Source organism: Curtobacterium sp. MCLR17_044, assembly GCF_003234435.1.
Classification (GTDB): Bacteria; Actinomycetota; Actinomycetes; order Actinomycetales; family Microbacteriaceae; genus Curtobacterium; species Curtobacterium flaccumfaciens.
Window position 1 is genome coordinate 53345 of sequence record NZ_QKTC01000005.1, and the last position, 26224, is coordinate 79568.

General features: G+C 69.7%; 19 protein-coding genes. 7 read left to right on the forward strand and 12 right to left on the reverse strand.

Annotated elements, in window-relative coordinates; genetic code table 11:
- Positions 1–28 precede the first annotated feature (28 nt).
- Complete coding sequence (locus tag DEJ04_RS04660; protein ID WP_071403756.1) at positions 29–1003, forward strand: heme A synthase; 975 nt, start codon at positions 29–31, stop codon at positions 1001–1003.
- A 474-nt stretch (positions 1004–1477) separates the two neighbouring features.
- Here DEJ04_RS04660 and DEJ04_RS04665 read toward each other — a convergent pair whose 3' ends face one another.
- On the reverse strand, positions 1478–2404 hold the full coding sequence (locus DEJ04_RS04665; RefSeq protein WP_071403755.1) for a heme o synthase: 927 nt from the start codon (positions 2402–2404) through the stop codon (positions 1478–1480).
- Positions 2405–2828: 424 nt separating this feature from the next.
- On the opposite strand from DEJ04_RS04665, the gene tkt reads away from it, so the two are divergent.
- The 6 genes from tkt to pgl all read left to right on the forward strand — a co-directional run bounded on the left by tkt (position 2829) and on the right by pgl (position 11144).
- Entirely contained in the window at positions 2829–4922 is a 2094-nt protein-coding gene (gene tkt / locus DEJ04_RS04670) for a transketolase (RefSeq protein ID WP_111046387.1), read from the forward strand.
- Positions 4923–5060: 138 nt separating this feature from the next.
- Entirely contained in the window at positions 5061–6173 is a 1113-nt protein-coding gene (gene tal, locus DEJ04_RS04675) for a transaldolase (RefSeq protein ID WP_071403753.1), read from the forward strand.
- On the forward strand, positions 6173–7771 hold the full coding sequence (locus DEJ04_RS04680; RefSeq protein ID WP_111046388.1) for a glucose-6-phosphate isomerase: 1599 nt from the start codon (positions 6173–6175) through the stop codon (positions 7769–7771). Before tal ends, DEJ04_RS04680 begins: the two co-directional genes overlap by 1 nt.
- Positions 7772–7793: 22 nt before the next feature.
- Positions 7794–9332: a glucose-6-phosphate dehydrogenase gene (gene zwf / locus DEJ04_RS04685; RefSeq protein ID WP_111029280.1), complete on the forward strand. Its 1539-nt coding sequence runs from the start codon at positions 7794–7796 to the stop codon at positions 9330–9332.
- A complete protein-coding gene (locus DEJ04_RS04690) occupies positions 9329–10273 on the forward strand; it encodes a glucose-6-phosphate dehydrogenase assembly protein OpcA (RefSeq protein ID WP_027465684.1) in 945 nt (314 codons plus the stop codon). Before zwf ends, DEJ04_RS04690 begins: the two co-directional genes overlap by 4 nt.
- 100 nt (positions 10274–10373) lie before the next feature.
- Entirely contained in the window at positions 10374–11144 is a 771-nt protein-coding gene (pgl, locus tag DEJ04_RS04695; protein ID WP_110864544.1) for a 6-phosphogluconolactonase, read from the forward strand.
- 760 nt (positions 11145–11904) lie between these two features.
- Here the strand turns inward: pgl and DEJ04_RS04700 are convergent.
- The 11 genes from DEJ04_RS04700 to uvrB all read right to left on the reverse strand — a co-directional run bounded on the left by DEJ04_RS04700 (position 11905) and on the right by uvrB (position 26094).
- Entirely contained in the window at positions 11905–12273 is a 369-nt protein-coding gene (locus DEJ04_RS04700; RefSeq protein ID WP_110862753.1) for an RNA polymerase-binding protein RbpA, read from the reverse strand.
- Between the two features lie 3 nt (positions 12274–12276).
- Positions 12277–12528, reverse strand: coding sequence for a preprotein translocase subunit SecG (gene secG, locus DEJ04_RS04705; protein WP_017887256.1), 252 nt, complete (start codon positions 12526–12528; stop codon positions 12277–12279).
- A 108-nt stretch (positions 12529–12636) separates the two neighbouring features.
- Positions 12637–13416 (reverse strand): triose-phosphate isomerase, encoded by a 780-nt coding sequence (gene tpiA / locus DEJ04_RS04710; RefSeq protein ID WP_111031855.1) that lies wholly within the window; start codon positions 13414–13416, stop codon positions 12637–12639.
- Positions 13413–14630: a phosphoglycerate kinase gene (locus DEJ04_RS04715; protein ID WP_111046389.1), complete on the reverse strand. Its 1218-nt coding sequence runs from the start codon at positions 14628–14630 to the stop codon at positions 13413–13415. Before DEJ04_RS04715 ends, tpiA begins: the two co-directional genes overlap by 4 nt.
- Before the next feature lie 3 nt (positions 14631–14633).
- Complete coding sequence (gene gap, locus DEJ04_RS04720; protein WP_017887253.1) at positions 14634–15638, reverse strand: type I glyceraldehyde-3-phosphate dehydrogenase; 1005 nt, start codon at positions 15636–15638, stop codon at positions 14634–14636.
- A gap of 269 nt (positions 15639–15907) precedes the next feature.
- The gene (gene whiA / locus DEJ04_RS04725; RefSeq protein WP_111046390.1) at positions 15908–16888 is read right to left on the reverse strand and encodes a DNA-binding protein WhiA; all 981 of its coding nucleotides are present in this window, start codon (positions 16886–16888) and stop codon (positions 15908–15910) included.
- A 75-nt stretch (positions 16889–16963) separates the two neighbouring features.
- Positions 16964–17863, reverse strand: coding sequence for an RNase adapter RapZ (rapZ, locus tag DEJ04_RS04730; protein WP_027465691.1), 900 nt, complete (start codon positions 17861–17863; stop codon positions 16964–16966).
- 103 nt (positions 17864–17966) lie between these two features.
- Entirely contained in the window at positions 17967–20021 is a 2055-nt protein-coding gene (gene uvrC / locus DEJ04_RS04735; RefSeq protein WP_111046391.1) for an excinuclease ABC subunit UvrC, read from the reverse strand.
- Complete coding sequence (gene uvrA, locus DEJ04_RS04740; RefSeq protein ID WP_258371312.1) at positions 20022–23066, reverse strand: excinuclease ABC subunit UvrA; 3045 nt, start codon at positions 23064–23066, stop codon at positions 20022–20024. It abuts the gene before it with no gap.
- Positions 23067–23114: 48 nt separating this feature from the next.
- Positions 23115–24032, reverse strand: a complete 918-nt coding sequence (locus tag DEJ04_RS04745; RefSeq protein ID WP_111046392.1) for an SDR family NAD(P)-dependent oxidoreductase — start codon at positions 24030–24032, stop codon at positions 23115–23117.
- Positions 24022–26094 (reverse strand): excinuclease ABC subunit UvrB, encoded by a 2073-nt coding sequence (gene uvrB / locus DEJ04_RS04750; RefSeq protein ID WP_111046438.1) that lies wholly within the window; start codon positions 26092–26094, stop codon positions 24022–24024. Before uvrB ends, DEJ04_RS04745 begins: the two co-directional genes overlap by 11 nt.
- Positions 26095–26224 lie beyond the last annotated feature (130 nt).

The following is a 26224-nucleotide window of genomic DNA, read 5'->3' on the forward strand; positions in this document are numbered from 1 at the left end:
CACGGAACAACAGGAAGGCACCACCCTCGTGACACGCGTCGGATCCCCCGTCGAGCAGGATCTCCGGACCGGACGGTGGTGGTCGCTCCCCCGCGTGGTCGACCGTCGCGTGGTCGCACTGGCCTGGGCGTCCTTCGTGGTCGAGGTCGTGCTGATCGGCACCGGAGGCCTGGTACGCCTCACCGCCTCGGGCCTCGGATGCCCCACCTGGCCCAAGTGCACGGCGGATTCGCTCGTCTCCACGCCGGAGATGGGCATCCACGGCATCATCGAGTTCGGCAACCGACTGCTGACCTTCGTGCTCGTGATCGTGGCCGTCGCGATGTTCCTCGCGGTCGTCCGGATGCTCCGCACGCGCCCCGAACTCTTCTGGCTCGCGTTCGCTCAGGGCGTCGCGATCCCGGTGCAGGCCGTCATCGGCGGCATGAGCGTCTGGACGAACCTGAACCCATTCGTGGTCGGGCTGCACTTCGTCGTCTCCGCCGCCCTCACCTCGGTGACCGCTGCGCTGGTCTACCGCACGACGCACGGCCCGCGCACCGCCCAGCGGCTCGTCCCGCGCTGGTACACGGGTGTCGTCCGCGGCACCGTCGCCGCCGTCGTCGTGACCGTGCTCGTCGGGATCCTGACCACCGGCAGCGGCCCGCACGCCGGAGCCGACGCCGCGGTCGACGGTGGACGTCTGCACCGCACCGGGTTCGACCCCGCGGTCATGGAGCACGTGCACGCCTGGCCCGCGTACGCCCTCTTCGCCCTGACCCTGGTGCTCGTCATCGGAGCCGTCCGCCTGGGCCGCCCGAGCAAGTGGCCGCTGCTGCTGCTCGTCGTCGAGTTCCTGCAGATCGCGGTCGGGCTCACGCAGGCACGCACGGGTCTGCCCGTCGGGCTCGTCGGCACGCACATGGTGCTCGCCGGGCTGCTCGTCGGAGCGGTGACCGCCGTCGTGCTGTCGACGCGGGCCTCGGCCGGCCGAGACGCCGTCCGGGAACCCATCGACGCCTGACGCCCGGGCGCGTCGCGCGCTCGACACCCGTTCTCCGACACCCCACGAGTCGTTCGACTCGTGGGGTGTCGCGTTTCCGGTGGACGTGGCCGGCGGGCGCCACGCTGCTGACGCAGAACGACACCGCCGACGTCGCACGACATCGACTTCGTCGATCGACATCCGCACCACGCGCGGTCCGCAGCGGCTCGCGTCCGCCCCGCGGCCGACGGCGGTCACGCCGGACGGGAGGCCCGTGGCGGGCCCGCACCGCGCCTCCAGGCCGCCTCGTGGCCGACGCAGGACGCCGGTGTCCTGCCGGTACGCCGCCGAAGGCGCGAGACGCCGCCGGATTCGGCGGCGTCTCGGCGGGGTGGCGGCGTCATGCAGACACGACGGCGTCAACAGGACACAACGGCGTCAACAGGACACGACGGCGTCGAATCGACACGACGGCGTCGTGCGGACCGAACGCGCGGGCGCCCGCTCGACCGCCTAGAAGGTGAAGACCTGCGGCAGCAGCGGGTCGATGCCCACGGCGATGAAGAGCAGCGTCAGGTACGTGATCGAGCTGTGGAAGACCCGCATCGGCTGCACGTGCTCGACGTGCTGGATGGCCCGCGAGTACAGGCGGTGCGACTCGACGACGAACCAGATGCCGCCCGCCAGCGCGACCACCGTGTAGAGCGGCCCCATGTGCCCGACGGGGATGAGCAGGAGCGAGCAGACGAGCGTCGCCCACGCGTACAGCACGACCTGCAGGCCGACGACGGTGCGGCCACGGACCACGGCGAGCATCGGCACGTCGGCCGCGTCGTAGTCGTCGCGGTACTTCATCGACAGCGGCCAGTAGTGCGGCGGCGTCCACAGGAAGATCACCATGAACAGGATGACCGGGGTCCAGGTCAGCGAGCCGGTGACGCCCGCCCACCCGATGAGCACCGGCATGCAGCCGGCCGAGCCGCCCCAGACGATGTTCTGCGGGGTGCGGCGCTTGAGCCACAGCGTGTAGACGAACACGTAGATGAGGATCGCGATGACGCTCAGCGCAGCGGCGAGCCAGTTCACCAGGAAGCCGAGCACCGCGGTCGACAGGATGCCGAGCACCCACGAGAACACGAGGGCCTCGCGGTCGGACAGCTCGCCGGTGACGAGCGGGCGGGTGCTGGTCCGCTTCATCAGGCGGTCGATGTCGCGGTCGATGTAGCAGTTGAAGGCCGACGCCGAACCGGCCGACATCGCTCCGCCGAGCATCGTCCAGAAGACGAGCCACAGGTCGGGGACGCCGCGTTCGGCGAGGAACATCGTCGGCGCCGTGGTGACGAGCAGCAGCTCCATCACGCGCGGCTTCGTCAACGAGACGTACGCACGGACCTTGCGGGACAGCGGCGATCGGGGTCGATCGGTGTCGGGCCGGGTCACGGTGGCAGTCGGCAAGAGAACCTCAGTCTGTTCGCATCAGCTCGCACACTCGGTGGACGACTGCGACGGCGTCCGGGCATGCGCTGACCCGGAATGTCCACGGGTCCGGATCAGTTTACGGGATGGAAGCGCCGCGACGGTGCCCCGCTCCGACATCCCGGCGTGATCCGGACGCGCTCGACACGCCCGGATCGACCGTCGACGGCCACCCCGGTGTGAACATCGGGGGTCACCTGAACCCCTTCTGAGTACCGGGTCACTATGCTGGACACGCCCTCCCGCAGTGCGCGCCCCGATGACGTCGGCCGCGATGAGCCGGTCGGCCGCCGCTAGACGGCGACACGACTCGGTCCCGGGATGGCCACATGTCCGTGCGATGGCACGAGCCCTCGCACATGTCGCATCAAGAAGGGTCAACATCCAAGTGGCTGAATTCACCTGGGACGCCATCGACCGGAAGGCCGTCGACACGGCCCGCGTTCTCGCCGCCGACTCGGTCGAGGCCGCCGGCAACGGTCACCCCGGCACCGCGATGAGCCTCGCTCCGCTCGCCCACCTGCTCTTCCAGAAGGTGATGCGTCGCGACCCGAGCGACTCCACCTGGATCGGCCGCGACCGCTTCATCCTCTCCGCCGGTCACGCCTCGATCCTCCAGTACGTGCAGTTCTACCTGCACGGCTACGGGCTCGAGATCGACGACCTGCAGCACCTGCGCAAGTGGGGCTCGAAGACCCCGGGTCACCCGGAGTACGGCCACACCGACGGTGTCGAGATCACCACGGGCCCGCTCGGCCAGGGCCTCGCGTCCTCGGTCGGCTTCGCCTACGCCCAGCGCTTCGAGCGCGGCCTGTTCGACCCGGAGACCCCGGCCGGCCAGTCGCCGTTCGACCACTACACCTACGTGATCGCCGGCGACGGTGACATGCAGGAAGGCGTGACGAACGAGTCCGGCTCGCTCGCCGGCCGTCAGCAGCTCGGCAACCTCATCGCGTTCTACGACTCGAACCAGATCTCGATCGAGGACAACACCGACATCGCGTTCTCGGAGAGCGTCGCCGACCGCTACGAGGCGCTCGGCTGGCACGTCCAGATCGTCGACTGGAAGAAGACCGGCGAGTACTCCGAGGACGTCGAGGAGCTCCACGCCGCGATCGAGGCCGCCAAGCAGGTCACCGACAAGCCGTCGCTCATCGTCCTCAAGACGATCATCGGCTGGCCGTCGCCGACCAAGCAGAACTCGGGCAAGATCCACGGTTCGGCGCTCGGCGCCGACGAGATCAAGGGCCTCAAGGAGATCCTCGGCTTCGACACCGACAAGACCTTCGAGGTCGCGCCCGAGGTCCTCGAGTACACCCGCGGCGCCGTCGCCAAGGGCCAGGCCGAGCACGCCGAGTGGCAGAAGTCCTTCGACGCGTGGGCCGCGGCCAACGCCGACAAGAAGGCGCTGTTCGACCGTGTCCAGTCGAAGGAGCTCCCGGAGGGCCTCGAAGCAGCGCTCCCGGTCTTCCCGACCGACAAGGCCGTCTCGACCCGTGCCGCTTCCGGCAAGGTCATCAACGCCATCGCGCCGCTGATGCCCGAGTTCTGGGGCGGTTCCGCCGACCTCGCCGAGTCGAACCTCACCACGATCGAGGGTGCCAAGTCCTTCGGTCCGGCCGAGGCCTCGACGTCGACGTGGAGCACCGACCCGTACGGCCGCGTGCTGCACTTCGGCATCCGCGAGCACGCCATGGGCTCGATCCTCAACGGCATCGTCCTGCACGGGAACACCCGCCCCTTCGGTGGCACGTTCCTCATCTTCAGCGACTACATGCGTCCGGCGGTCCGTCTCGCCGCGCTCATGCAGGCGCCGGCGATCTACGTCTGGACCCACGACTCCATCGCCCTCGGCGAGGACGGCCCGACGCACCAGCCGATCGAGCAGGTCTCGTCGCTCCGTGCGATCCCCGGTCTCGACGTCGTCCGCCCGGCCGACGCCAACGAGGTCGCGTACGCGTGGCTCGAGATGCTCAAGCACACCGACCGCCCGGCCGGCATCGCGCTGAGCCGTCAGAACCTCCCCGTGTTCGAGCGTGGCGAGGGTGACGCGTCCGGCGAGGTCTTCGCTTCGGCGAAGAACGTCGCCAAGGGTGCGTACATCCTGGCCGAGGCGCCCAACGGCACCCCGGACGTCATCCTCATCGCGACCGGTTCCGAGGTCCAGATCGCGGTCGAGGCTCGCGAGCAGCTCAAGGCCGAGGGCATCAACGCCCGCGTCGTGAGCGCCCCGTCGATCGAGTGGTTCCGCGCCCAGTCCGAGAACTACCAGGACCAGGTGCTCCCGAAGGACGTCACCGCTCGCGTGTCGGTCGAGGCCGGCATCGCCATGAGCTGGCGCGACATCGTCGGCGACAAGGGCCGCAGCGTCTCGATCGAGCACTTCGGTGCCTCGGCCGACTACCAGACGCTCTTCAAGGAGTTCGGCTTCACGACGGAGCACGTCGTGGCCGCCGCGAAGGAATCGATCGCAGCTTCCTGACCTGCAAGGGCCGGGTCCGGTTTCCGGATCCGGCCCTTCTTCCGGGAGGCCCGGCTCGGTTCCGCCACGGGCCTCCCGTCCCCGAAACCCCGACTCACGGTCCTCACGGACCCGTCGATGAAAGAAGAAGAGAAACACATGGCTGAGAACACCCCCACCGCCGCCCTCTCCGCGGTCGGCGTGAGCATCTGGCTCGACGACCTCTCCCGCGAGCTCCTCGAGACCGGCAAGCTCACCGAGCTCATCGAGCAGAAGAACGTCGTCGGCGTGACGACGAACCCGACGATCTTCGCGTCGGCCCTCGCCAAGGGCGAGCGCTACGACTCGCAGGTCAAGGAGCTCGCCGCTGCGGGCACCGACGTCACCGACGCGATCTTCGCGATCACCACGCAGGACGTCGCGAACGCTTCCGACGTCTTCAAGCCGATCTACGACGAGACCAAGGGCTTCGACGGCCGCGTCTCGATCGAGGTCGAGCCGGGCCTCGCGCACGACACCGCCAAGACCATCGAGCAGGCCAAGTTCCTGTTCGAGAAGGTCGGCAAGGAGAACGTCCTCATCAAGATCCCGGCGACGCTCGAGGGTCTCGAGGCGATCACCGAGGTCATCGGCGCCGGCATCTCCGTCAACGTCACCCTGATCTTCTCGCTCGAGCGCTACCGCGCCGTCATCGACGCGTACCTCGGTGGGCTCGAGAAGGCCAAGGCCGCCGGCCACGACCTCTCCAAGATCCACTCGGTCGCGTCCTTCTTCGTGTCGCGCGTCGACTCCGAGATCGACAAGCGCCTGGACGCCGTCGGCACCGACGAGGCCAAGGCCCTCAAGTCGAAGGCCGGCATCGCCAACGCGCAGCTCGCCTACCAGGTCTGGACCGAGGCGTTCGCCTCCGAGCGTGCCCTCGGCCTGCTCGAGTCCGGCGCCAACACGCAGCGTCCGCTCTGGGCCTCGACCGGTGTCAAGGACCCGTCGCTCCCCGACACGCTCTACGTGACCGAGCTCGCCGCCCCGAACACCGTCAACACGATGCCGGGCAAGACGCTCGACGCCACGTTCGACCACGGTGAGATCCACGGCGACGCCATCGCCGGCACGTTCGACCAGGCGCAGCAGGTCCTCGACCAGCTCGCCGCACAGGGCGTCGACTACGACGAGGTCGTCGCACTGCTCGAGAAGGAGGGCGTGGACAAGTTCAACGTCTCCTGGGGCGAGCTCGTCGACACCGTCAAGGCAGCGCTCGAGGGCGCCAAGTAGTGACGGTTTCCATCGCAGCCAGCGGCGACGCCGCGCGGGCCATCGAACAGGTGGTCCCGCGGCTCGTCGCTGACCTGGTGGCCTCGGGCATCACCGCCCAGGACGCCGATCTGTGGGGAACCACCGCCGAGGCCGAGGCGTCGAAGCGCCTCGGCTGGGTGGAGGCCGTCTCGGTCTCCCGCCCGCTCGTCGCCGAGGTGACCGCGCTGCGCGAGTCGCTCCGTGCCGAAGGGGTCGACCACGTCGTCCTCGCCGGCATGGGCGGCTCGTCCCTCGCACCCGAGGTCATCACGCGCACCGCCGGCGTGCCCCTCACGGTCCTCGACTCGACCGACCCCGCACAGGTCCGCGCGGCCGTGACGACCGACCTCGAGCGCACCGTGCTCGTGGTCTCGTCGAAGTCCGGCTCGACGCTCGAGACCGATTCGCAGCGCCGTGTCTACGAGCAGGCCTTCCGCGACGCCGGCATCGACCCGGCCCGCCGCATCGTCGTCGTCACCGACCCGGGCTCCGCGCTCGAGGCCGCTGCGATCGACGCCGGCTACCGCGTCTTCACCGCCGACCCCACGGTCGGCGGCCGCTACTCCGCGCTCACCGCCTTCGGCCTCGTGCCGTCCGGGCTCGCGGGAGCGGACATCGCCGAGCTCCTCGACGAGGCCGACGCGATCTCCGCGCTGCTCTCGGTCGACCTGGACGAGAACCCCGGGCTCGTGCTCGGTGCGGTCCTCGCCGGCACGGAGCCGCTGCGTGACAAGATCGCCATCGTGCCCGACGGTACGCACATCGTCGGTTTCGGCGACTGGGTCGAACAGCTGATCGCGGAGTCGACCGGCAAGGACGGCCGCGGCCTGCTGCCCGTCGTGCTGCACACGGACTCCCCCGAGGTCACCGCCGGCCTGCCCGACGTCCAGGTCATCCGCCTGGTCGGTTCGCGCGAGGACGAGCGTCACGTGGCCGAGGGAGAGGTCGAGATCACCGGCACGCTCGGTGGCCAGATCCTCGTCTGGGAGTACGCCGTCGCGGTCGCCGGTCGCCTGCTCGGCATCAACCCGTTCGACCAGCCCGACGTCGAGGCCGCCAAGGTCGCGACCCGCGCGCTGCTCGACGACCGCCCCGTTCCTGCCGAGTCGGCGTTCTCCGAGGACGGCATCGCCGTGCACGCGACGCCCGGACTCGCGGTCGGTGCGACGCTCTCGGAAGCCGTGTCGGGCCTCCTGTCCGCACTCGACCCGACCGGCTACGTGTCGGTGCAGGCGTACGTCGACCGCACCACGAACAGCGGCCTCGAGTCGCTGCGCGACGCGATCGCGGCGCGCACGGAGCGCCCCGTCACCTTCGGGTACGGCCCCCGGTTCCTGCACTCGACCGGCCAGTACCACAAGGGCGGCCCCGCCACGGGAGTGTTCCTGCAGATCGTGGCCGACGAAGCGGACGACCTGGCGATCCCGGGTCGGCCGTTCACGTTCGGGCAGCTCCTCCGGGCCCAGGCCGCCGGCGACGCGAGTGTCCTCGCCGAGCACGACCGGCCGGTCCTCACCCTCACCACGTCGGACGTCCACGCCGCCACCGCGGCGATCGCGTCCGCCGTCTCCCACTGACTCGTAAGGAGTTCACCGACTCATGTCACCGGTGGCAATCACCCCGGAGCGCAACCCGCTCCGGCTGCCGACGGATCGTCGACTGAACCGGATCGCGGGACCGAGCACGCTCATCATCTTCGGCGTGACGGGCGACCTGTCACGCAAGAAGCTGATGCCCGCGGTCTACGACCTGGCCAACCGGGGGCTCCTGCCCCCGGGGTTCGCGCTCGTCGGGTTCGCTCGTCGCGACTGGGAGGACCAAGACTTCTCCCAGCTCGTCCACGACGCCGTCAAGGAGCACTCGCGCACCCCGTTCGACGAGGACGTCTGGCGTCAGCTCGAACAGGGCATCCGCTTCGTCCAGGGCTCGTTCGACGACCCCGAGGCGTTCCGCGAGCTCAAGCGCACCGTCGACGACCTCGACGCCGAGCGCGGGACGCTGGGCAACCACGCGTTCTACCTGTCCATCCCGCCGAAGATGTTCCCGGTCGTCACCGAGCAGCTGAAGCTGTCCGGGCTGACCGAGAAGCGCGAGGGCTCCTGGAGCCGCGTGGTCGTCGAGAAGCCGTTCGGTTCCGACCTCCGCACCGCGCGCGAGCTCAACGCGATCGTCGAGAGCGTCTTCGCGCCCGACGACGTGTTCCGCATCGACCACTACCTCGGCAAGGAGACCGTCCAGAACCTGCTGACGCTCCGGTTCGCGAACCAGATGTACGAACCCATCTGGAACTCGAACTACGTCGACCACGTGCAGATCACGATGGCCGAGGACATCGGCGTCGCCGGGCGTGCCGCGTACTACGACGGCATCGGTGCTGCGCGCGACGTCATCCAGAACCACCTGCTGCAGCTCCTCGCGCTCACCGCGATGGAGGAGCCCGTCTCGTTCAAGGCCGCCGACCTGCGTGCCGAGAAGGAGAAGGTGCTCTCCGCCGTCCGTCTGCCCGAGGACCTGTCGACCGCCACCGCCCGCGGGCAGTACGACGGCGGCTGGCAGGGCGGCGAGAAGGTGCTCGGCTTCCTCGAAGAGGCCGGGATGAACCCCGAGTCCGGCACCGAGACCTACGCGGCGATCAAGCTCGACATCGCCACGCGTCGCTGGCAGGGCGTCCCGTTCTACCTGCGCGCCGGCAAGCGTCTGGGTCGTCGTGTGACCGAGATCGCGATCGTGTTCAAGCGCGTCCCCGAGGACGTCTACGGCAACACGCAGTCCCCGCTCGGCCAGAACGCGCTCGTCATCCGTGTCCAGCCGGACGAGGGCGTCACGCTCCGCTTCGGCTCGAAGGTCCCCGGCGTCGGCACCCAGGTGCGCGACGTGACGATGGACTTCGGCTACGGCCACGCGTTCACCGAAGCATCCCCCGAGGCGTACGAGCGACTCATCCTCGACGTGCTCCTCGGTGACCCGCCGCTGTTCCCGCGGCACCAGGAGGTCGAGCTGTCCTGGAAGATCCTCGACCCCATCGAGGAGTTCTGGGCCACGCAGGGCCAGCCCGAGCAGTACCGTCCCGGCACGTGGGGTCCGGCATCCGCCGACGCCCTGCTCGCCCGCGACGGTCGGACCTGGAGGCGTCCGTGAAGATCGACATGCCCGACACCACGGTGTCGAAGATCCAGAAGAAGCTCGTCCGCATCCGCGAGGAGGGCGGCGCCGTCGCCCTCGGCCGTGTGCTGACCCTCATCATCTCGACGGCCCTCGGCCACGAGGAAGAGGCGATCGAGGCGGCCAACGAGGCGTCCCGCGAGCACCCGATGCGCGTGATCATCGTCTCGAAGAACAGCGGTGACACGAAGTCCCCCGGGCGCCTCGACGCGCAGATCCGCGTCGGCAGCGACGCGGGTGCGAGCGAGGTCATCGTCCTCCGTGCGTACGGCGAGACCGCGACCGACGAAGAGAGCCTGGTCACCGGCCTCCTGCTGCCGGACGCACCCGTCGTGGCCTGGTGGCCGCAGACCGCTCCCGAGCAGCCCGCGGCGTCGGCCCTCGGCCGCATCGCGCAGCGACGGATCACCGACGCGGCCGCGCAGAAGGACCCCAACGGCGCGATCGAGGCGCTCGGTGCGTCCTACGTACCGGGCGACACCGACTTCGCGTGGACCCGTCTGACCCTGTGGCGGAACCAGCTCGCCGCGGCGCTCGACCAGCCGCCGTACGAGCCGATCACCGCCGTCGAGGTCTCCGGAGCGTCCGACAGCCCGTCGACGATCCTCCTCGCCGCCTGGCTGCAGCTGCAGCTCCAGGTGCCGGTGTCCGTCGTCACGTCGCCGCGCGCGACGGGGTCGAGCGGCATCCACGGCGTGAAGCTCGTCCGCGAGTCCGGCACCATCGAGCTCGAGCGTTCCCTGGTGGACGTCGCGACGCTCTCGATGCCCGGGCAGCCGACGCACGACCTGTCGCTGCCACGCCGCAACCTGCGCGACTGCCTGGCCGAGGAACTCCGTAGACTCGACCCGGACGTCCTCTTCGGAGACGTCGTCAAGCACGGGGTGCCCCAGCTGCGCGAGACCATCGCCCGCTGATCAACACCCCACACGGTCGGGCCGCCTGTCTGGTGCAGGCGGCCCGACCGGACCGAAGGCGGTCGGACGACCGATCGGCCGCCACGAACACGGGAGTCACGTGACCAACGAACGGCGGGTGCTCGTGCACCCGGACAAGCAGGCCCTCGGCGCTTCGGTCGCCGCACGCTTCATCACCAAGATCATCGACGTGCTCGACGAGCAGGAGCGCGCCGACATCGCGATCAGCGGTGGCTCGGTGTCCTCCCTCGTCCTCGCCGCGATCGGCCAGTCGCCGGCGCGCGAGAGCGTCGACTGGTCGAAGGTGCACGTCTGGTGGGTCGACGAGCGCTGGGTCCCGTCGGACGACGCCGACCGCAACACGATCGGCACGCAGACCGACTTCTTCGACCACGTCGACATCCCCGCGTCGAACATCCACCCGATGCCGGCCTCGGACGGGGGGCTCGACATCGAGGCCGCAGCGACCCAGTACGAGCGCGAGCTGCAGGACGCCGCGCCCGAAGGTGCCGTCGCTCCGCGCTTCGACATCACGCTGCTCGGTGTCGGCCCTGACGGGCACACCGCCTCGCTCTTCCCGGAGTTCCCGCAACTCACGGTCACCGACCGTGCCGTCGTGTCGGTCGACGACTCCCCCAAGCCGCCGCCGCAGCGTCTGACCGTCACCTTCCCGGTGATCAACGCCTCGCAGCGCGTCTGGGTGATCCTCTCCGGTGCCGAGAAGGCCTCGGTCCTCGGGCTGGCCCTCGCGGGTGCGTCGATCGAGGACGTCCCCGTCGGTGGCGTGCAGGGTCGCAAGCGCACCGTCTTCTTCGTGGACCAGGACGCCGCGCGCGACGTCCCCGAGAACCTGATCGCGTCGACGTACTAGACGCGCGTTCCTGACGGACGGGAGGCCCGGTGCCAGCTGGCACCGGGCCTCCCGTCCGTCTGTGGTCGCGCCCACTGCGCCCACTGCGCGCCGCGCCCGAGCCCCTGCGTCGAGCGGGCACGAACTGTCGGCCGCGGGCGCCGCAGGCGACAGAACGTGCCACCACGACGCACCGGACGCGGCGTGTCGTGACCACTCGGCGAACCGCCACTCCGCGCGGCACCTCGGCGCCGAGCGACGCCGAGTGGTCGTGACACCCCGCCGACACGACGACGAGTGGGCACGAACTGTCGGCCGCGGGCGCCGCAGGCGACAGAACGCGCCACCAGCGCGCACCGCACACGGCGTGTCGTGACCCCTCGGCGAACCGGCATTCCGCGCGGCACCCGGACGCGGCACCCCGGTGCCGAACGGCCGCGACTCCGCGCCGGCACGACGCCGAGGGGGCACGAACTGTCGGCCGCGGGCTCCGCACGCGACGGTTCGTACCACCACCGCGCTACGCACGCGGCGTGTCATGACCACTCGGGCGCCCGGCACTCCGCGCGGCACCTCGGGCGCCGACCGGTCGCGACACCCTGCCGGCCCGACGCCGAGTGGTCACGAACTGTCGGCCGCGGCGCCTGCAACCGACGGTTCGCGCCACCACCGCGCACCGCACGCGGCATGTCGTGACCACTCGGCGAGCGAGCCGCCCGTGCCCCGGACACACGAAGGCCCCCGCACCATCGGTGCAGGGGCCTTCGTCAGCGTGTGTGCGCTAGCTCTTCTTCGCCGCGGTGCCGCGACGCTCTCGGAGCTGCTGGAGCGCGTCCTCGAGAAGCTGCGCTGCCTCTTCTTCGGTGCGGCGTTCCTTCACGTACGCGAGGTGGGTCTTGTAGGGCTCCGTCTTGGAGACCACGGGAGGGTTCTCCTTGTCGCGCCCGGCCGGCAGACCGCTCGACGGCGAGTCCACCGTCTCGGGGATCTCCTCGTCGGGCAGGTTCGCGGCGAAGTACCGCACGACCTCGTTGCCCAGGGCGTCCCAGTACGAGATCGCCACGCGCTCTGCCTGGACCCCGCGGTCCTGTTCGCCCATCGGTCCCGCGCCGACGCGAGACCCTCGGATTGCACTGCCTCCGCTTGCCATGGATCAGACCCCCGCCGTGAACTTGTTGATGAGACCGAGCACGATGATGGAGACGATCCAGACCAGACCGAGGATCACCGTGATGCGGTTGAGGTTGCGCTCGGCCACGCCGGACGCACCGAGGTTGCTCGTGACCCCACCGCCGAACATGTCGGAGAGGCCACCACCGCGGCCCTTGTGCAGCAGGATGAGGAGCGTGAGCAGGAGGCTCGTGATTGCGAGCAGGACCTGCAGCACGACGGAGAGTATCGCCACGACGTACCTTTCGTGTCAGTCAGCCGTACCAGTGTACCGGCCGCGCGGAGCACGGCCGGCACCTGGACGGGAGTGGTGCGGACGACTGCCCGCGACGACGCCTGTGGACTACAGCCCGACGTGCTGACGGAACCGGGCGATGGCCGCGAACTCCTGCACGTCGAGCGAAGCGCCACCGACGAGCGCGCCGTCGATGTCGGGCTCGCGGAGGAACCCCGCGATGTTGCCCGACTTGACCGAGCCGCCGTAGAGCACTCGGGTGTCGGCAGCAGCCTGGTCGCCCCAGGCTGCGGCGATGCCACGACGGATGGCCGCGCACTCGTCCTGCGCCTGCTCAGCCGTGGCGGCCTGGCCGGAGCCGATGGCCCAGACGGGCTCGTAGGCCACGACGATGTCGGCTGGCTTGACCGCGTCGAGCACGACGCGGAGCTGCTCGACCGGCACGACACCGGCGCCGCGCTCCTCGCGCTGCTCGCCGGTCTCGCCGACGCACACCACGGGGACGAGGCCGTGCTTGACGGCCGCTGCGGTCTTCGCCGCGACGACCTCGTCGGTCTCACCGTGCAGCGTGCGCCGCTCGGAGTGGCCGACGATGACGTACTGGGCGTCGAGCGCGGCGAGGAACGCGCCGGAGACGTCACCGGTGTAGGCACCGGAGTCGAACTGCGACAGGTCCTGCGCACCGAAGTGGATCGGCAGCTTGTCGGCCGAGATGAGCGTCTGCACGCTCCGCAGGTCGGTGAACGGCGGGAACACCGCGACCTCGACGTCGTCGAAGTCGTGCCGGGCGTCCTTGAGCGTCCACGCGAGCTTCTGCACGGTGGCGATCGCCTGGAGGTGGTCCAGGTTCATCTTCCAGTTGCCCGCGATCAACGGCGTGCGGCTCATGCGGTCCACCCCAGTGCTTCGAGACCGGGCAGCGACTTGCCCTCGAGGAACTCGAGGCTCGCACCGCCACCGGTCGAGATGTGGCCGAACTGGTCGTCCGAGAATCCGAGCGACCGCACGGCGGCAGCGGAGTCGCCACCACCGACGACGCCGAGGCCGTCGACCTCGGTGAGCGCCTGCGCGACGGTCTTCGTGCCGGCGGCGAAGGCCGGGAACTCGAACACGCCCATCGGGCCGTTCCAGAACACGGTCTTCGAACCCGAGACGGCCGAGGCGAACCGCGCAGCGGTCTCCGGGCCGATGTCGAGGCCGATGCCGTCCGTACCGAACGACGAGGACTCGATGGCGTCGGCCGCCACGGTCTCGTGGTCGGCGTCGGCCGCGAAGGCGGAGGCCACCACGACGTCGGTCGGCAGGTCGATGGTGACACCGAGCTCCTTCGCCCGCGAGAGGTACTCGCGGACGACGTCGAGCTGGTCCGCCTCGAGCAGCGACTTCGCGACCCCGTGGCCCTGGGCCGCGAGGAACGTGAAGAGCATGCCGCCACCGATGCAGAGGGTGTCGACCTTCGGCAGGATGTGGTCGATGACACCGAGCTTGTCGCTGACCTTCGACCCGCCGAGCACGACCGTGTACGGCCGCTCCGGGTCCTTGGTCAGGCGCTCGAGCACGCGCAGCTCGGTCTCGATCAACGAACCGGCCGCACTGGGCAGTGCGGACGCGAGCTCGTAGACCGAGGCCTGCTTGCGGTGCACGACACCGAAGCCGTCGGAGACGAAGGCGTCACCGAGGGCGGCGATGCGGTCCGCGAAGGCACCGCGCTCGGCGGCGTCCTTCGAGGTCTCCTCCGGGTTGAAGCGGAGGTTCTCGAGCAGCAGGACGTCGCCGTCCTCGAGGGCCTCGGCCGCGGCGGTCGCTTCGTCGCCGACGGTCTCGCCGACGAACGTGACCTCTTTGCCGAGCAGCTCGGAGAGCCGCTGGGCCACCGGTGCGAGCGAGAACTCGGCCTTGGGCTCCCCGTCGGGGCGGCCCAGGTGCGAGATCACGATGACGCGAGCGCCGGCGTTGACGAGGGTGTTCAACGTGGTCAGCGACGCGCGGACGCGGCCGTCGTCCGTGATCGTGCCGTCCTTGAGCGGGACGTTCAGGTCACAACGGACGACGACGCGCTTGCCGGCGAGGTCGCCGAGGTCCTCGAGGGTGCGGAGGGCCATGTGTTACAGACGCTCGCCGACGTACTCGGTGAGGTCGACGAGGCGGTTCGAGTAGCCCCACTCGTTGTCGTACCACGAGGTGATCTTCACGAGGCCGCCGATGACCTTGGTCAGGCCGGAGTCGTAGATCGAGGAGTGCGGGTCCGTGGTGATGTCGGTCGACACCAGCGGGTCCTCGCTGTAGAGCAGGATGCCCTTGAGGGGGCCTTCTGCGGCCTCCTTGTAGGCGGCGTTGATCTCGTCGACGGTGACCTCGGACTTGGTCTCGAGGGTGAGGTCGGTGATCGAGCCGGTGGGGACCGGGACGCGCAGCGCGAAGCCGTCGAGCTTGCCGGCGAGCTCCGGCATGACCTGGCCGATGGCCTTGGCGGCACCGGTCGAGGTCGGGACGATGTTCAGCGCGGCGGCACGGGCACGACGGGGGTCCTTGTGCGGGCCGTCCTGCAGGTTCTGGTCGGCGGTGTAGGCGTGCACCGTCGTCATCAGGCCACGCTCGATGCCGAACTTGTCGTGGAACACCTTGGCGAGCGGCGCGAGGCTGTTCGTGGTGCAGGACGCGTTCGAGATGATGTGGTGGTTCGCCGCGTCGTACTGGTCCTCGTTCACGCCGAGCACGATGGTGACGTCGTCACCCGAGGCCGGGGCGGAGATGATGACCTTCTTGGCGCCGGCGTCGATGTGCTTCTGCGCATCGGCGGCCTTGGTGAAGAACCCGGTCGACTCGATGACGATGTCGACACCCAGCTCGCCCCAGGGGAGGTTGGCGGGGTCGCGCTCGGCGAGGACCTTGATGGCCTTGCCGTCGACGACGATGTTGTCGCCGTCGAGCTCGACGGAGACGCCGAGACGGCCCGTGATGGAGTCGAACTTCAGCAGGTTGGCGAGCGACGCGTTGTCGGTGAGGTCGTTCACCGCCACGATCTCGAGGTCGGAGCCCTTCGCGAGGGCGGCCCGGAAGAAGTTACGGCCGATGCGGCCGAAGCCGTTGATACCGATCTTGACGGTCAATGGATCTCCTGGTGAGTGTGGAGCGCCCAGGGGGCGCTGCTTTCGGGAGTCGCGCACCCTGGCGGGCCCGCGTGTGGTGGACGATACGCCCCGTAACGTCGCCGTAACGACCCTAGCAGTCGGACACTGCGTGCCCGAGCGGGATGACGGTCCGTCCGGACGGTCGCCGACCAGGCCGGGAACGGGTCCGAGAACGGGCCGGGAAACGGACGGGAGGCGCGGTGCCAGCTGGCACCGCGCCTCCCGTCCGCAGGGTCGACAGACCGCTCTCAGGCCCCTTCGAGCTCCTCGGGAACGCTCGCTTCGGTGCCCGGGATGCCCAGGTCGGAGGCCCGCTTGTCGGCCATCGCCAGCAGGCGACGGATGCGGCCGGCGATGGCGTCCTTGGTCATGGGCGGGTCCGCGTGCTGGCCGAGCTCGTCGAGCGACGCGTCGCGGTGCTGCAGGCGCAGCGTGCCGGCGTACTGCAGGTGGTCGGGGACCTCGTCGCCGAGGATCTCGAGCGCACGCTCGACCCGGGCGCAGGCGGCCACGGCGGCCTGCGCGGAACGGCGGAGGTTCGCGTCGTCGAAGTTGACCAGGCGGTTCGCGGTCGCGCGGACCTCGCGACGCTGGCGCATCTCCTCCCAGTCGGCGGTGGTGCGCGCTGCACCCATGACGGTCAGTATCTGACCGATGGCCTCGCCGTCGCGGATGACGACGCGGTGCACCCCACGGACCTCGCGGCCCTTCGCGGCGACCCCGAGACGCGAGGCGGCACCGACGAGGGCCATCGCGGCCTCGTTGCCGGGGCAGGTGACCTCGAGCGCTGCGGCCCGACCCGGGTCGGTCAGGGTGCCGGAGGCGAGGAAGGCGCCGCGCCAGATGGCGGCGAGGTCCTCACGGTTGCCCGTGGTGAGGCGGTTCGGCAGGCCGCGGACCGGGCGGCGACGGGCGTCCATCAGGCCGGTCTGGCGGGCGAGGGTCTCCCCCGCCTCGAGCACGCGGACCAGGTAGCGGGTCCCGCGGCGGGCGGACGCGGACGAGCCCACCGACGCCTCGCTGCGCACGCCGTAGAGCTCGGCGAGGTCCTTGCGGACCCGGTGCACGATGATCCGGGTGTCGAGCTCGACCTCGACCGCGATGCGGCCCGAGATGACGTGCAGACCACCAGCGAACCGGAGGATCGTGGCCAGTTCGGCGGCGCGGACCGTGTTGCGGTTCACGGCGACCCTGGCCAGTTCGTCCTTGACCTCGGCAGTCAACGGCACAGCATCATTCCTAACGTTCGTTCAGTGGTTCCCGCAGATCCGGCGGCACGGGCGTGGGAGCGGCCGGAGGGACGGTCACTCCCGGCCGAGATCTCGGTTCTTCACACGCACGGCGACGCCAGGCATCCCGCGGAGGAGGTTCGCCAACTCGGCGACGATGGCGACCGAGCGGTGCTTCCCGCCGGTACAGCCGATGGCGATCGTAGCGTGTCTTTTGTTCTCGCGCTGGTACCCCTCGAACACCGGCTCGAGGACGGAGGCGTAGCGATCGACGAACGGACGGGCTCCGGCCTGGGCCAGCACGTAGTCCGAGACCGGCTGGTCCAGCCCGGTGTGGGGCCGCAGTTCCGGGACCCAGTAGGGGTTCGGGAGGAACCGCACGTCGGCCACCATGTCGGCGTCGGCGGGCAGACCGTACTTGAACCCGAAGCTCATCAGCGTGACCTGTACACCCACGAAGTGCTCGTCGGCGAAGTGCTCGATCACGGTGTTCGCGAGCTGGTGGATGTTGAGGTCGGAGGTGTCGATCACCACGTCGGACGCCTCGCGCAGGCCGGCGAGACGCGCTCGTTCGCGGGCGATGCCGTCGAGCAGGGTGTCCTCGCCCTGGAGCGGGTGGGGTCGGCGGACCTGCTCGAAGCGCCGGACCAGCACGGCGTCGGTGGCTTCGAGGAACAGCACCCGGACCCGCGCGGAGGTGCTCGAGCGGACCTGCTCGACCGCGTGCTCGGGGTCGGTGAAGAACCGCCCGCCGCGGACGTCGACCACCGTGGCGATCTTCGGGATCTTCTCTCCCGCGCGGTCGGCCAGTTCGGTCAGCGGGGCCAGCATCTGCGTGGGCAGGTTGTCGACGACGTACCAGCCCAGGTCTTCGAGGGCCTTGCCGACGGTGGACCGCCCGGCCCCGGACATGCCGGTGACGATGAGGATGTCGTGCTGCGACGCGTGGGTGGTCGCGGTGGCGCTGTCGGTCATCTGGGAGTGGGCTCCGTCGTGGCGGCCCGGGCGCGTCGCCCGGGGAGGTCTCGGCTGCCGGACCAGGCTACCGCCCGGTGGCGGCCGGGAGGCGCGGGGTTCGTCACGACGGTCGCTGCGGACCGTCGCTGGTCACCTCGGGGACCTGCACCGGGCCTCCCGGGTGGGTGGCGGTCTGCTGGGTGGCTGCGTTCTCGGTCACGGTGTCCACGATCGCGTCGGCGTCCGGTTCGGGGGCGCTGGACGCGCTCGTCGCCGGCGCGCTCGTCGGCGTCTGCGCCAGCTTCGACACGACCGCGGCGGCGGTCGCCGGGCCGATGCCGTTCACCTCGCCGATGTCCTCGGCCGTGGCTTCACGCAGCCGGGCGACCGAGCCGAAGTGCTTCAGCAGGGCGTTGACGCGGCTCGGGCCGAGACCGGGGATCTCGGACAACCGCGACCGGACGTCGCGCTTCCGCTTGCTGCGCTGGTGGGTGATCGCGAACCGGTGCGCCTCGTCGCGGATGCGCTGGATGAGGAAGAGCGCCTCGGAGTTGCGGGGCAGGATGACCGGGAAGTCGTCGTCGGGGAGCCAGAGCTCCTCGAGCCGCTTGGCGATGCCGACCAGGGCAATGTCGTGCACGCCGGCTTCGTCCATCGCGCGCTTCGCGGCCTGCACCTGGGGCTGGCCGCCGTCGACGATGAGCAGCTGCGGGCGGTACGCGAACCGTTTCGTCGGCTTCGACCCCTCGACGACCTCGTCGGTCGTGACGTCGGGGACGTCCGGCAGCTCGGCGTCCTCGTCCAGCCGCGCCAGGCGCCGCGAGAGCACCTGGTACATGCTGTCGGTGTCGTCGGTGGTCTCGGCGATCGAGTACCGGCGGTACTGGTCCTTGCGCGGCAGACCGTCCTCGAACACCACCATCGACGCGACGACGTTCGTGCCCTGCAGGTGCGAGATGTCGTAGCACTCCATGCGGAGCGGCGCCTCGGTCATGCCGAGGGCGTCCTGGATGTCGGCCAGTGCCGCGGCCCGGGTGGTGTAGTCGGCTGAACGCTTGGTCTTGTAGAGCATGAGCGCCTGCCCGGCGTTCTGCGCGGCCGTCCGGGCGAGACCGGCGCGATCGCCGCGCTGTGCAGTACTGAGCTTCGTGCCGCGCCCGTTCCGGCGCTTGCTGAGCCACTCCTGGAGCGCGTCGGCGTCCTCCGGCAGCTCGGGGACGACGACCTCGCGCGGGGGCTCGTCGGTGACGTAGACGCCCTGCACGATCTGCTCGACGAGGTCGCCCGTGGCGATGTCGAGCTCCTTGTCGACCACCCAGCCGCGGACACCGCGGATGCGGCCACCACGGACGGAGAACAGCTGCACGGCCGCGGCGAGCTCGTCCTCCGCGATGCCGAACAGGTCGAGGTCGACCGAGTCGCGGAGCACCACGGCGGACTTCTCGAGCACGGCCTCGAGCGCCTCGACCTGGTCGCGGTACTTCGCGGCCTGCTCGTACTGCATCGCGTCGGCCGAGGCCCCCATGCGCTGCCGGAGCTCGGTGATGACCCGGCGGTCGTAGGAGTTCATGAAGCGCACGAACTCCTCGACGAGCGCGCGGTGCTCCTCGATCGTGACCTTCTGCGAGCACGGGCCACCGCACTTGCCGATCTGGCCCGGGAAGCACGGACGGCCCGTCTGCATCGCCTTCTTGTACGACGAGTCCGAACAGGTGCGGATCGGGAACACCTTGATCATCAGGTCGATGGTGTCGTGCACCGCCCAGATCTTCGGGTACGGACCGAAGTACTTCGCGCCCTTGATCTTGCGGTTGCGCGTCACCATCACCCGCGGCGCTTCGTCACCCAGGGTGACCGCCATGTACGGGTACGACTTGTCGTCGCGGAACTTGACGTTGAACGGCGGGTCGAACTCCTTGATCCAGGTGTACTCCAGCTGGAGCGCCTCGATCTCGGAGCCGACCGTCGTCCACTCGACGCTGCGTGCCGTCAGGACCATGCGCCGCGTGCGCTCGTGCAGCGTCGGCAGCGGCGCGAAGTAGTTGCTCAGCCGGGCGCGGAGGTTCTTCGCCTTGCCGACGTAGAGCACCCGACCGGCTTCGTCACGCCATCGGTAGACGCCCGGGTCGGTCGGGATCTCCCCCGCCTTCGGACGCCACGGGACGGTGTCCGCCACCTACCGAGCACCCGCCTTCTGCTTGCTCGCGCCCTGCTGCTTGCCGCCCTGCTGCTTCTGGGTGGCCTGCCGTGCGCCGACGGCCTGCTGCTTGCCGACCCGGGCGTCCTGGGCGTCGAAGATCTCGCGCAGGAAGACACCGGTGTGGCTCTCCGGCACGGTCGCCACGTGCTCCGGGGTGCCCGTCGCCAGGACCGTGCCACCACCGGAACCACCCTCGGGTCCCATGTCGATCAGCCAGTCGGCGGACTTGATGACGTCGAGGTTGTGCTCGATCGTGATGACGGTGTTGCCCTTGTCGACCAGGCTCTGCAGCACGAGGAGCAGCTTGCGGACGTCCTCGAAGTGCAGACCGGTCGTCGGCTCGTCGAGCACGTAGACCGTGCGGCCGTTCGAGCGACGCTGCAGCTCGGTGGCGAGCTTGACGCGCTGCGCCTCGCCGCCGGAGAGCGTGGTCGCGCTCTGGCCGAGGCGCACGTAGCCGAGGCCCACGTCGACCAGGGTCGCCATGTAGCGGTGGATCGCCGAGATCGGCTCGAAGAACTCGGCCGCCTCGCTGATCGGCATGTCGAGGACCTCGGAGATGTTCTTGCCCTTGTAGTGCACCTGGAGCGTCTCGCGGTTGTAGCGCGCACCACCGCAGACCTCGCACGCGACGTAGACGTCGGGCAGGAAGTTCATCTCGATCTTGATCGTGCCGTCGCCCGCGCAGTTCTCGCAGCGGCCGCCCTTGACGTTGAAGCTGAAGCGGCCCGGCTGGTAGCCGCGGGTCTTCGCCTCTTGCGTCTCGGCGAACAGCTGGCGGATGCGGTCGAACACGCCCGTGTAGGTCGCCGGGTTCGAGCGCGGGGTGCGACCGATCGGCGCCTGGTCGACGTGCACGACCTTGTCGAGCTGGTCGAGGCCCTTCACCCGGGTGTGCTTGCCCGCGATGTGTCGGGCACCGTTGAGCTGGTTGGCGAGCACCTTGTACAGGATGTCGTTCACCAGCGTCGACTTGCCGGAGCCGCTGACGCCCGTCACCGCGGTGAACACACCGAGCGGGAAGTCCGCGTCGATCGACTTGAGGTTGTTCGCCCGGGCGCCCTGCACGGTGATGGCCCGCTTCAGGTTGACCTTGCGACGCTCGGCCGGCACCTCGATCGCGCGTCGGCCGGCGAGGTAGTCACCGGTGATCGACTCGCGGTTCTCGATGATGCCCTCGTACGAACCGGAGTGCACGACGTTGCCGCCGTTCACACCGGCACCGGGGCCGATGTCGACGACCCAGTCGGCCGTGCGGATCGTGTCCTCGTCGTGTTCGACGACGATGAGTGTGTTGCCGAGGTCCTTGAGCTTGACCAGGGTGTCGATGAGTCGACGGTTGTCGCGCTGGTGCAGGCCGATGCTCGGCTCGTCGAGCACGTACAGCACGCCCGTCAGCCCGGAGCCGATCTGCGTCGCCAGGCGGATGCGCTGCGCCTCGCCGCCGGAGAGGCCGCCGGCACCACGTGCCAGCGTGAGGTAGTTCAGGCCGACCTCGAGCAGGAACTCGAGGCGTGCGCGGATCTCGCGGAGGACCGCGGCGGCGATGTGCGCTTCACGGTCGGTCAGCGTCAGCTCGTCCATGAACGAGTACGCGTTGTCGAGCGACATGTCGGTGACGTCCGCGATGCTGCGGTCGTTGACCGTCACCGCGAGCACCTCGGGCTTGAGGCGGGTTCCCTCGCACACCGGGCACGGGACCTCGCGCAGGTACCCCTGGAAGCGCTGCCGCTGCGAGTCCGACTCGGCCTCGGCGAACTTGCGCTCGATGTAGGGCATGACGCCTTCGAACCCGCTCGTGTACCGCATCTCGCGGCCGAAGCGGTTGCGCCAGGAGACCGACACCTGGAAGTCCTTGCCGGTCAGGATCGACGCCTGCACCGCGGGGTCGAGCTGGCTCCACGGGGTGTCGAGCGAGAAGCCGAGCTCCTTGCCGAGGCCGCCGAGCAGCTTCTCGAAGTAGGAGTACAGCCCGCTCGTCCCGGTCCAGGGCAGCAGGACGCCGTCCCGCAACGAGGCCTCGGGGTCGCCGAGCACCAGGTCGGGGTCGACCGACATGCGGGTGCCGAGGCCGGAGCACTCGGGGCAGGCACCGAACGGCGCGTTGAACGAGAACGTGCGCGGCTCGATCTCGGTGAGCGCGAGCGGGTGGTTGTTCGGGCACGAGAGGTTCTCGGAGTAGTTCCGGACCGCTCCGGGCCCCTCGTGGTCCACCAGGTCGATGCCGACGGTGCCGTCGGTCAGGCGCAGGGCGGTCTCGAGCGAGTCGGTGAGACGACCGAGGATGTCGTCGCTCGCCACCAGGCGGTCGACGATGACCGAGATGTCGTGCTTGACCTGCTTCTTGAGCTTGGGCGGGTCGCTGAGCTGGATGCGCTCCCCGTCCACGATCGCGCGGGCGTAGCCGGACGCCGCGAGCTCCTGGAAGAGGTCGACGAACTCGCCCTTCTTCTTCGAGATCACGGGTGCGAGGACCTGGAAGCGGGTGCCGGTCTCGAACTGCATGAGCTGGTCGGCGATCTGCTGCACGGTCTGCTTGCTGATCACCTCGCCACACGTCGGGCAGTGCGGGACCCCGATGCGCGCCCAGAGCAGACGCATGTAGTCGTAGACCTCGGTGATCGTGCCGACCGTCGACCGCGGGTTGCGGTTGGTCGACTTCTGGTCGATCGACACCGCCGGCGAGAGCCCCTCGATGAAGTCGACGTCGGGGCGGTCGACCTGGCCGAGGAACTGGCGCGCGTAGGCGGACAGCGATTCGACGTACCGGCGCTGCCCCTCGGCGAAGATCGTGTCGAACGCCAGCGAGGACTTGCCCGAGCCGGACAGGCCGGTGAACACGACGAGCGAGTCGCGCGGGATCTCGAGGTCGACGTCACGGAGGTTGTGCACGCGCGCGCCGCGCACGCTGAGCGTGGAGGTGCTGTGCGGAGCGGTCCCGCCGGGGAGGTGGAGGTCAGCGGGCTCGCCGAAGGCGTTCCGGCCCGACGTCGAGGTACCGGGGTCAGAGGTGATGGTCATCGTCGTCGATTCTACGAAGCGGCACCGACATTCGGCCGGGATGGAGGGTCAGACGAGTGCGTCGAGAGCGAACGCGACGCCGGACGCACGCTCGCTCGCCGCCCAGAGCTGCGCTGCGACGGTGCGGTCCTGCGCCCGAGGTTCGGCCGCGACCACCGTGGCCGGGCCCCGGAGCTGCATCCAGCCCGCCGGGCCCCAGTACTCCCCCGAGCGCACGTCCGCACCGACGGCCGCGTGCACGAGCGGCTGGGCGCCGACGTCCTTGCCCTGGGCGACGATGCGCTGCGCCGGGCGGATCCACTCGGGTTCGGCTCTGGTCGGGCTGACGTCGGGACGGCCCGGCGACAGGCGGTCGAGCGACAGGCCGGGGTGCGCGACGACGCTCGACACGGATGAGCCCGAGTCGGCCAGTCGCTCGGCGAGCTCGAAGCCGAACAGCATCACGGCGAGCTTGCTCCTGGCGTACTGGCGGTGGCTCGAGTACCGACCGACGCCGAGCGGATCGGTCGCGTCGAGCTGGGCGAATCGGTGGGCGATCGACCCGAGGTGCACGACCCGGCCGGCTCGTCGTTCGAGCAGGGGCAGGACCCGGGCGGTCCACGCGAAGTGCCCGAGGTGGTTCGTACCGATCTGCAGTTCGGTGCCCTGTGCCGTGCTCCCCCGCGTCGACGCCCCGACGACCCCGGCGTTGTTCACGACCGCGTCGACGCCGTCGGGTTCCAGCGCGGCGAGTTCGTCGGCAGCGGCACTGACCGAGTCGAGGTCGGCGAGGTCGAGGTGGACGTGGGCGAGCGAGGCCCCGTCGACGTGCCGACGGATGCTGCGCTCGGCGGCGTCCGCCCGGCCGCGGTCGCGCGTCGCCAGCACCACACGGTGCCCCGCCGAGGCGAGCTGCTCGGCGGCGTGGTAGCCGAGCCCGGCGCTCGCACCGGTGACGACGACCGTGCGGGCGCCGTCAGCTGACATGTCCGGCCGACTCCATCTGGCGCAGGGCCTTCTTCAGGTCCTGCACCTCGTCGCGCAGTCGCGCCGCGAGCTCGAACTTCAGCTCCGCCGCAGCCTGCAGCATCTGGTCGTTCAGGTCGGCGATGGTGGCACCGAGCTGCGTCGCACCCTCGCCCGCGATGCCGCCGCGCTTGAGGTTCGGCGTGGGCGACCGACGGCCGTCGGTGCCGGGGCGACCCTGCAGGAGCGCCTTTGTGTCGTCGTTCTCGCGCTGCAGGACCTCGGTGATGTCCGCGATCTTCTTGCGCAGCGGCTGGGGGTCGATGCCGCGCTCCAGGTTGTAGGCGACCTGCTTCTCACGACGGCGATCCGTCTCCTCGATCGCGGTCTTCATCGAGTCGGTCATCTTGTCGGCGTACATGAGCACCTGGCCCGACACGTTGCGGGCAGCACGACCGATCGTCTGGATGAGCGACGTCGACGAGCGGAGGAAGCCTTCCTTGTCGGCGTCGAGGATCGCGACGAGCGACACCTCGGGCAGGTCGAGGCCCTCGCGCAGCAGGTTGATGCCGACGAGCACGTCGTAGACGCCCTGCCGCAGCTCGGTCAGCAGCTCGACGCGCTTCAGGGTGTCGACGTCGGAGTGCAGGTAGCGGACGCGCACACCGGCGTTCCCGAGGAAGTCGGTGAGTTCCTCCGCCATGCGCTTGGTCAGCGTGGTGACGAGGACGCGCTCGTCCTTCTCGACCCGCAGCTTGATCTCCTCGAGCAGGTCGTCGATCTGGCCGTCGCTCGGCTTGACCACGATCTCGGGGTCGATCAGGCCGGTCGGGCGGATGATCTGCTCGACCACGCTGTCGGTGACCCCGAGCTCGTAGCGCCCCGGGGTGGCCGACAGGTAGACCTTCTGCCCGACGCGCTCGAGGAACTCCTCCCACTTCAGCGGGCGGTTGTCCATCGCGCTCGGCAGGCGGAACCCGTGCTCGACGAGGGTGCGCTTGCGCGAGGCGTCACCCTCGTACATCGCGCCGATCTGCGGCACGGTGACGTGCGACTCGTCGATGACGATGAGGAAGTCGTCGGGGAAGTAGTCGATGAGGCAGTGCGGCGCTTCGCCCGGACCACGGCCGTCCATGTGCCGCGAGTAGTTCTCGATGCCCGAGCAGAACCCGATCTGCTCCATCATCTCGATGTCGAACGTGGTGCGCATCCGGAGGCGCTGGGCCTCGAGCAGCTTGCCCTGGCCCTCGAGCTCGGCGAGCCGTTCCGCGAGTTCTTCCTTGATGGAGGCGATCGCGCGGTGCATCACGTCGGTGTCCGCGACGTAGTGCGAGGCCGGGAAGATCGACACCGCGGGCAGGTCGTCGATGACGTTGCCGGTGAGCGGGTGCAGCGAGGAGAGCGCTTCGATCTCGTCACCGAACATCTCGATGCGGATCGCGTGCTCTTCGTACATCGGGATGATCTCGATGGTGTCGCCGCGCACCCGGAACGTGCCCCGGGCGAAGTCGACGTCGTTGCGCTGGTACTGCATGGCGACGAACTTGCGCACGAGCTGGTCGCGGGAGATCGTCTGGCCCACGTGGAGCGCGACCGATGCGTTCATGTACTGCTCGGGGGTGCCGAGACCGTAGATGCAGGAGACGGTGGACACCACCACGGTGTCGCGACGGCTGAGCAGCGAGTTCGTCGTGGAGTGCCGGAGTCGTTCGACCTCGGCGTTGACGGAGGAGTCCTTCTCGATGAAGGTGTCCGTCTGCGGGACGTACGCCTCGGGCTGGTAGTAGTCGTAGTACGAGACGAAGTACTCGACCGCGTTGTTCGGCATCAGGCTGCGGAACTCGTTGGCGAGCTGGGCCGCGAGCGTCTTGTTGTGCGCGAGCACGAGTGTCGGCCGCTGCACCTGCTCGATGAGCCACGCGGTCGTCGCCGACTTGCCGGTACCGGTCGCACCCAGCAGCACGACGTCGGTCTCACCGGCGTTGATCCGCCCGGCGAGTTCCGCGATGGCCGCGGGCTGGTCGCCACTCGGCGAGTACTCGCTGATGACCTCGAACGGACGCACCGCTCGGGTCGGTTCGATCGCAACACCCATGGGGACAACGGTAGTCGGCACCCCTGACACCGAGGACCGCTGCTCGCCCTCGGCGTACTGTCCGCTGCAAGCAGGCTCCAAGTCGACTGATGGTCAACGGGCATACCGTCCGATCCGT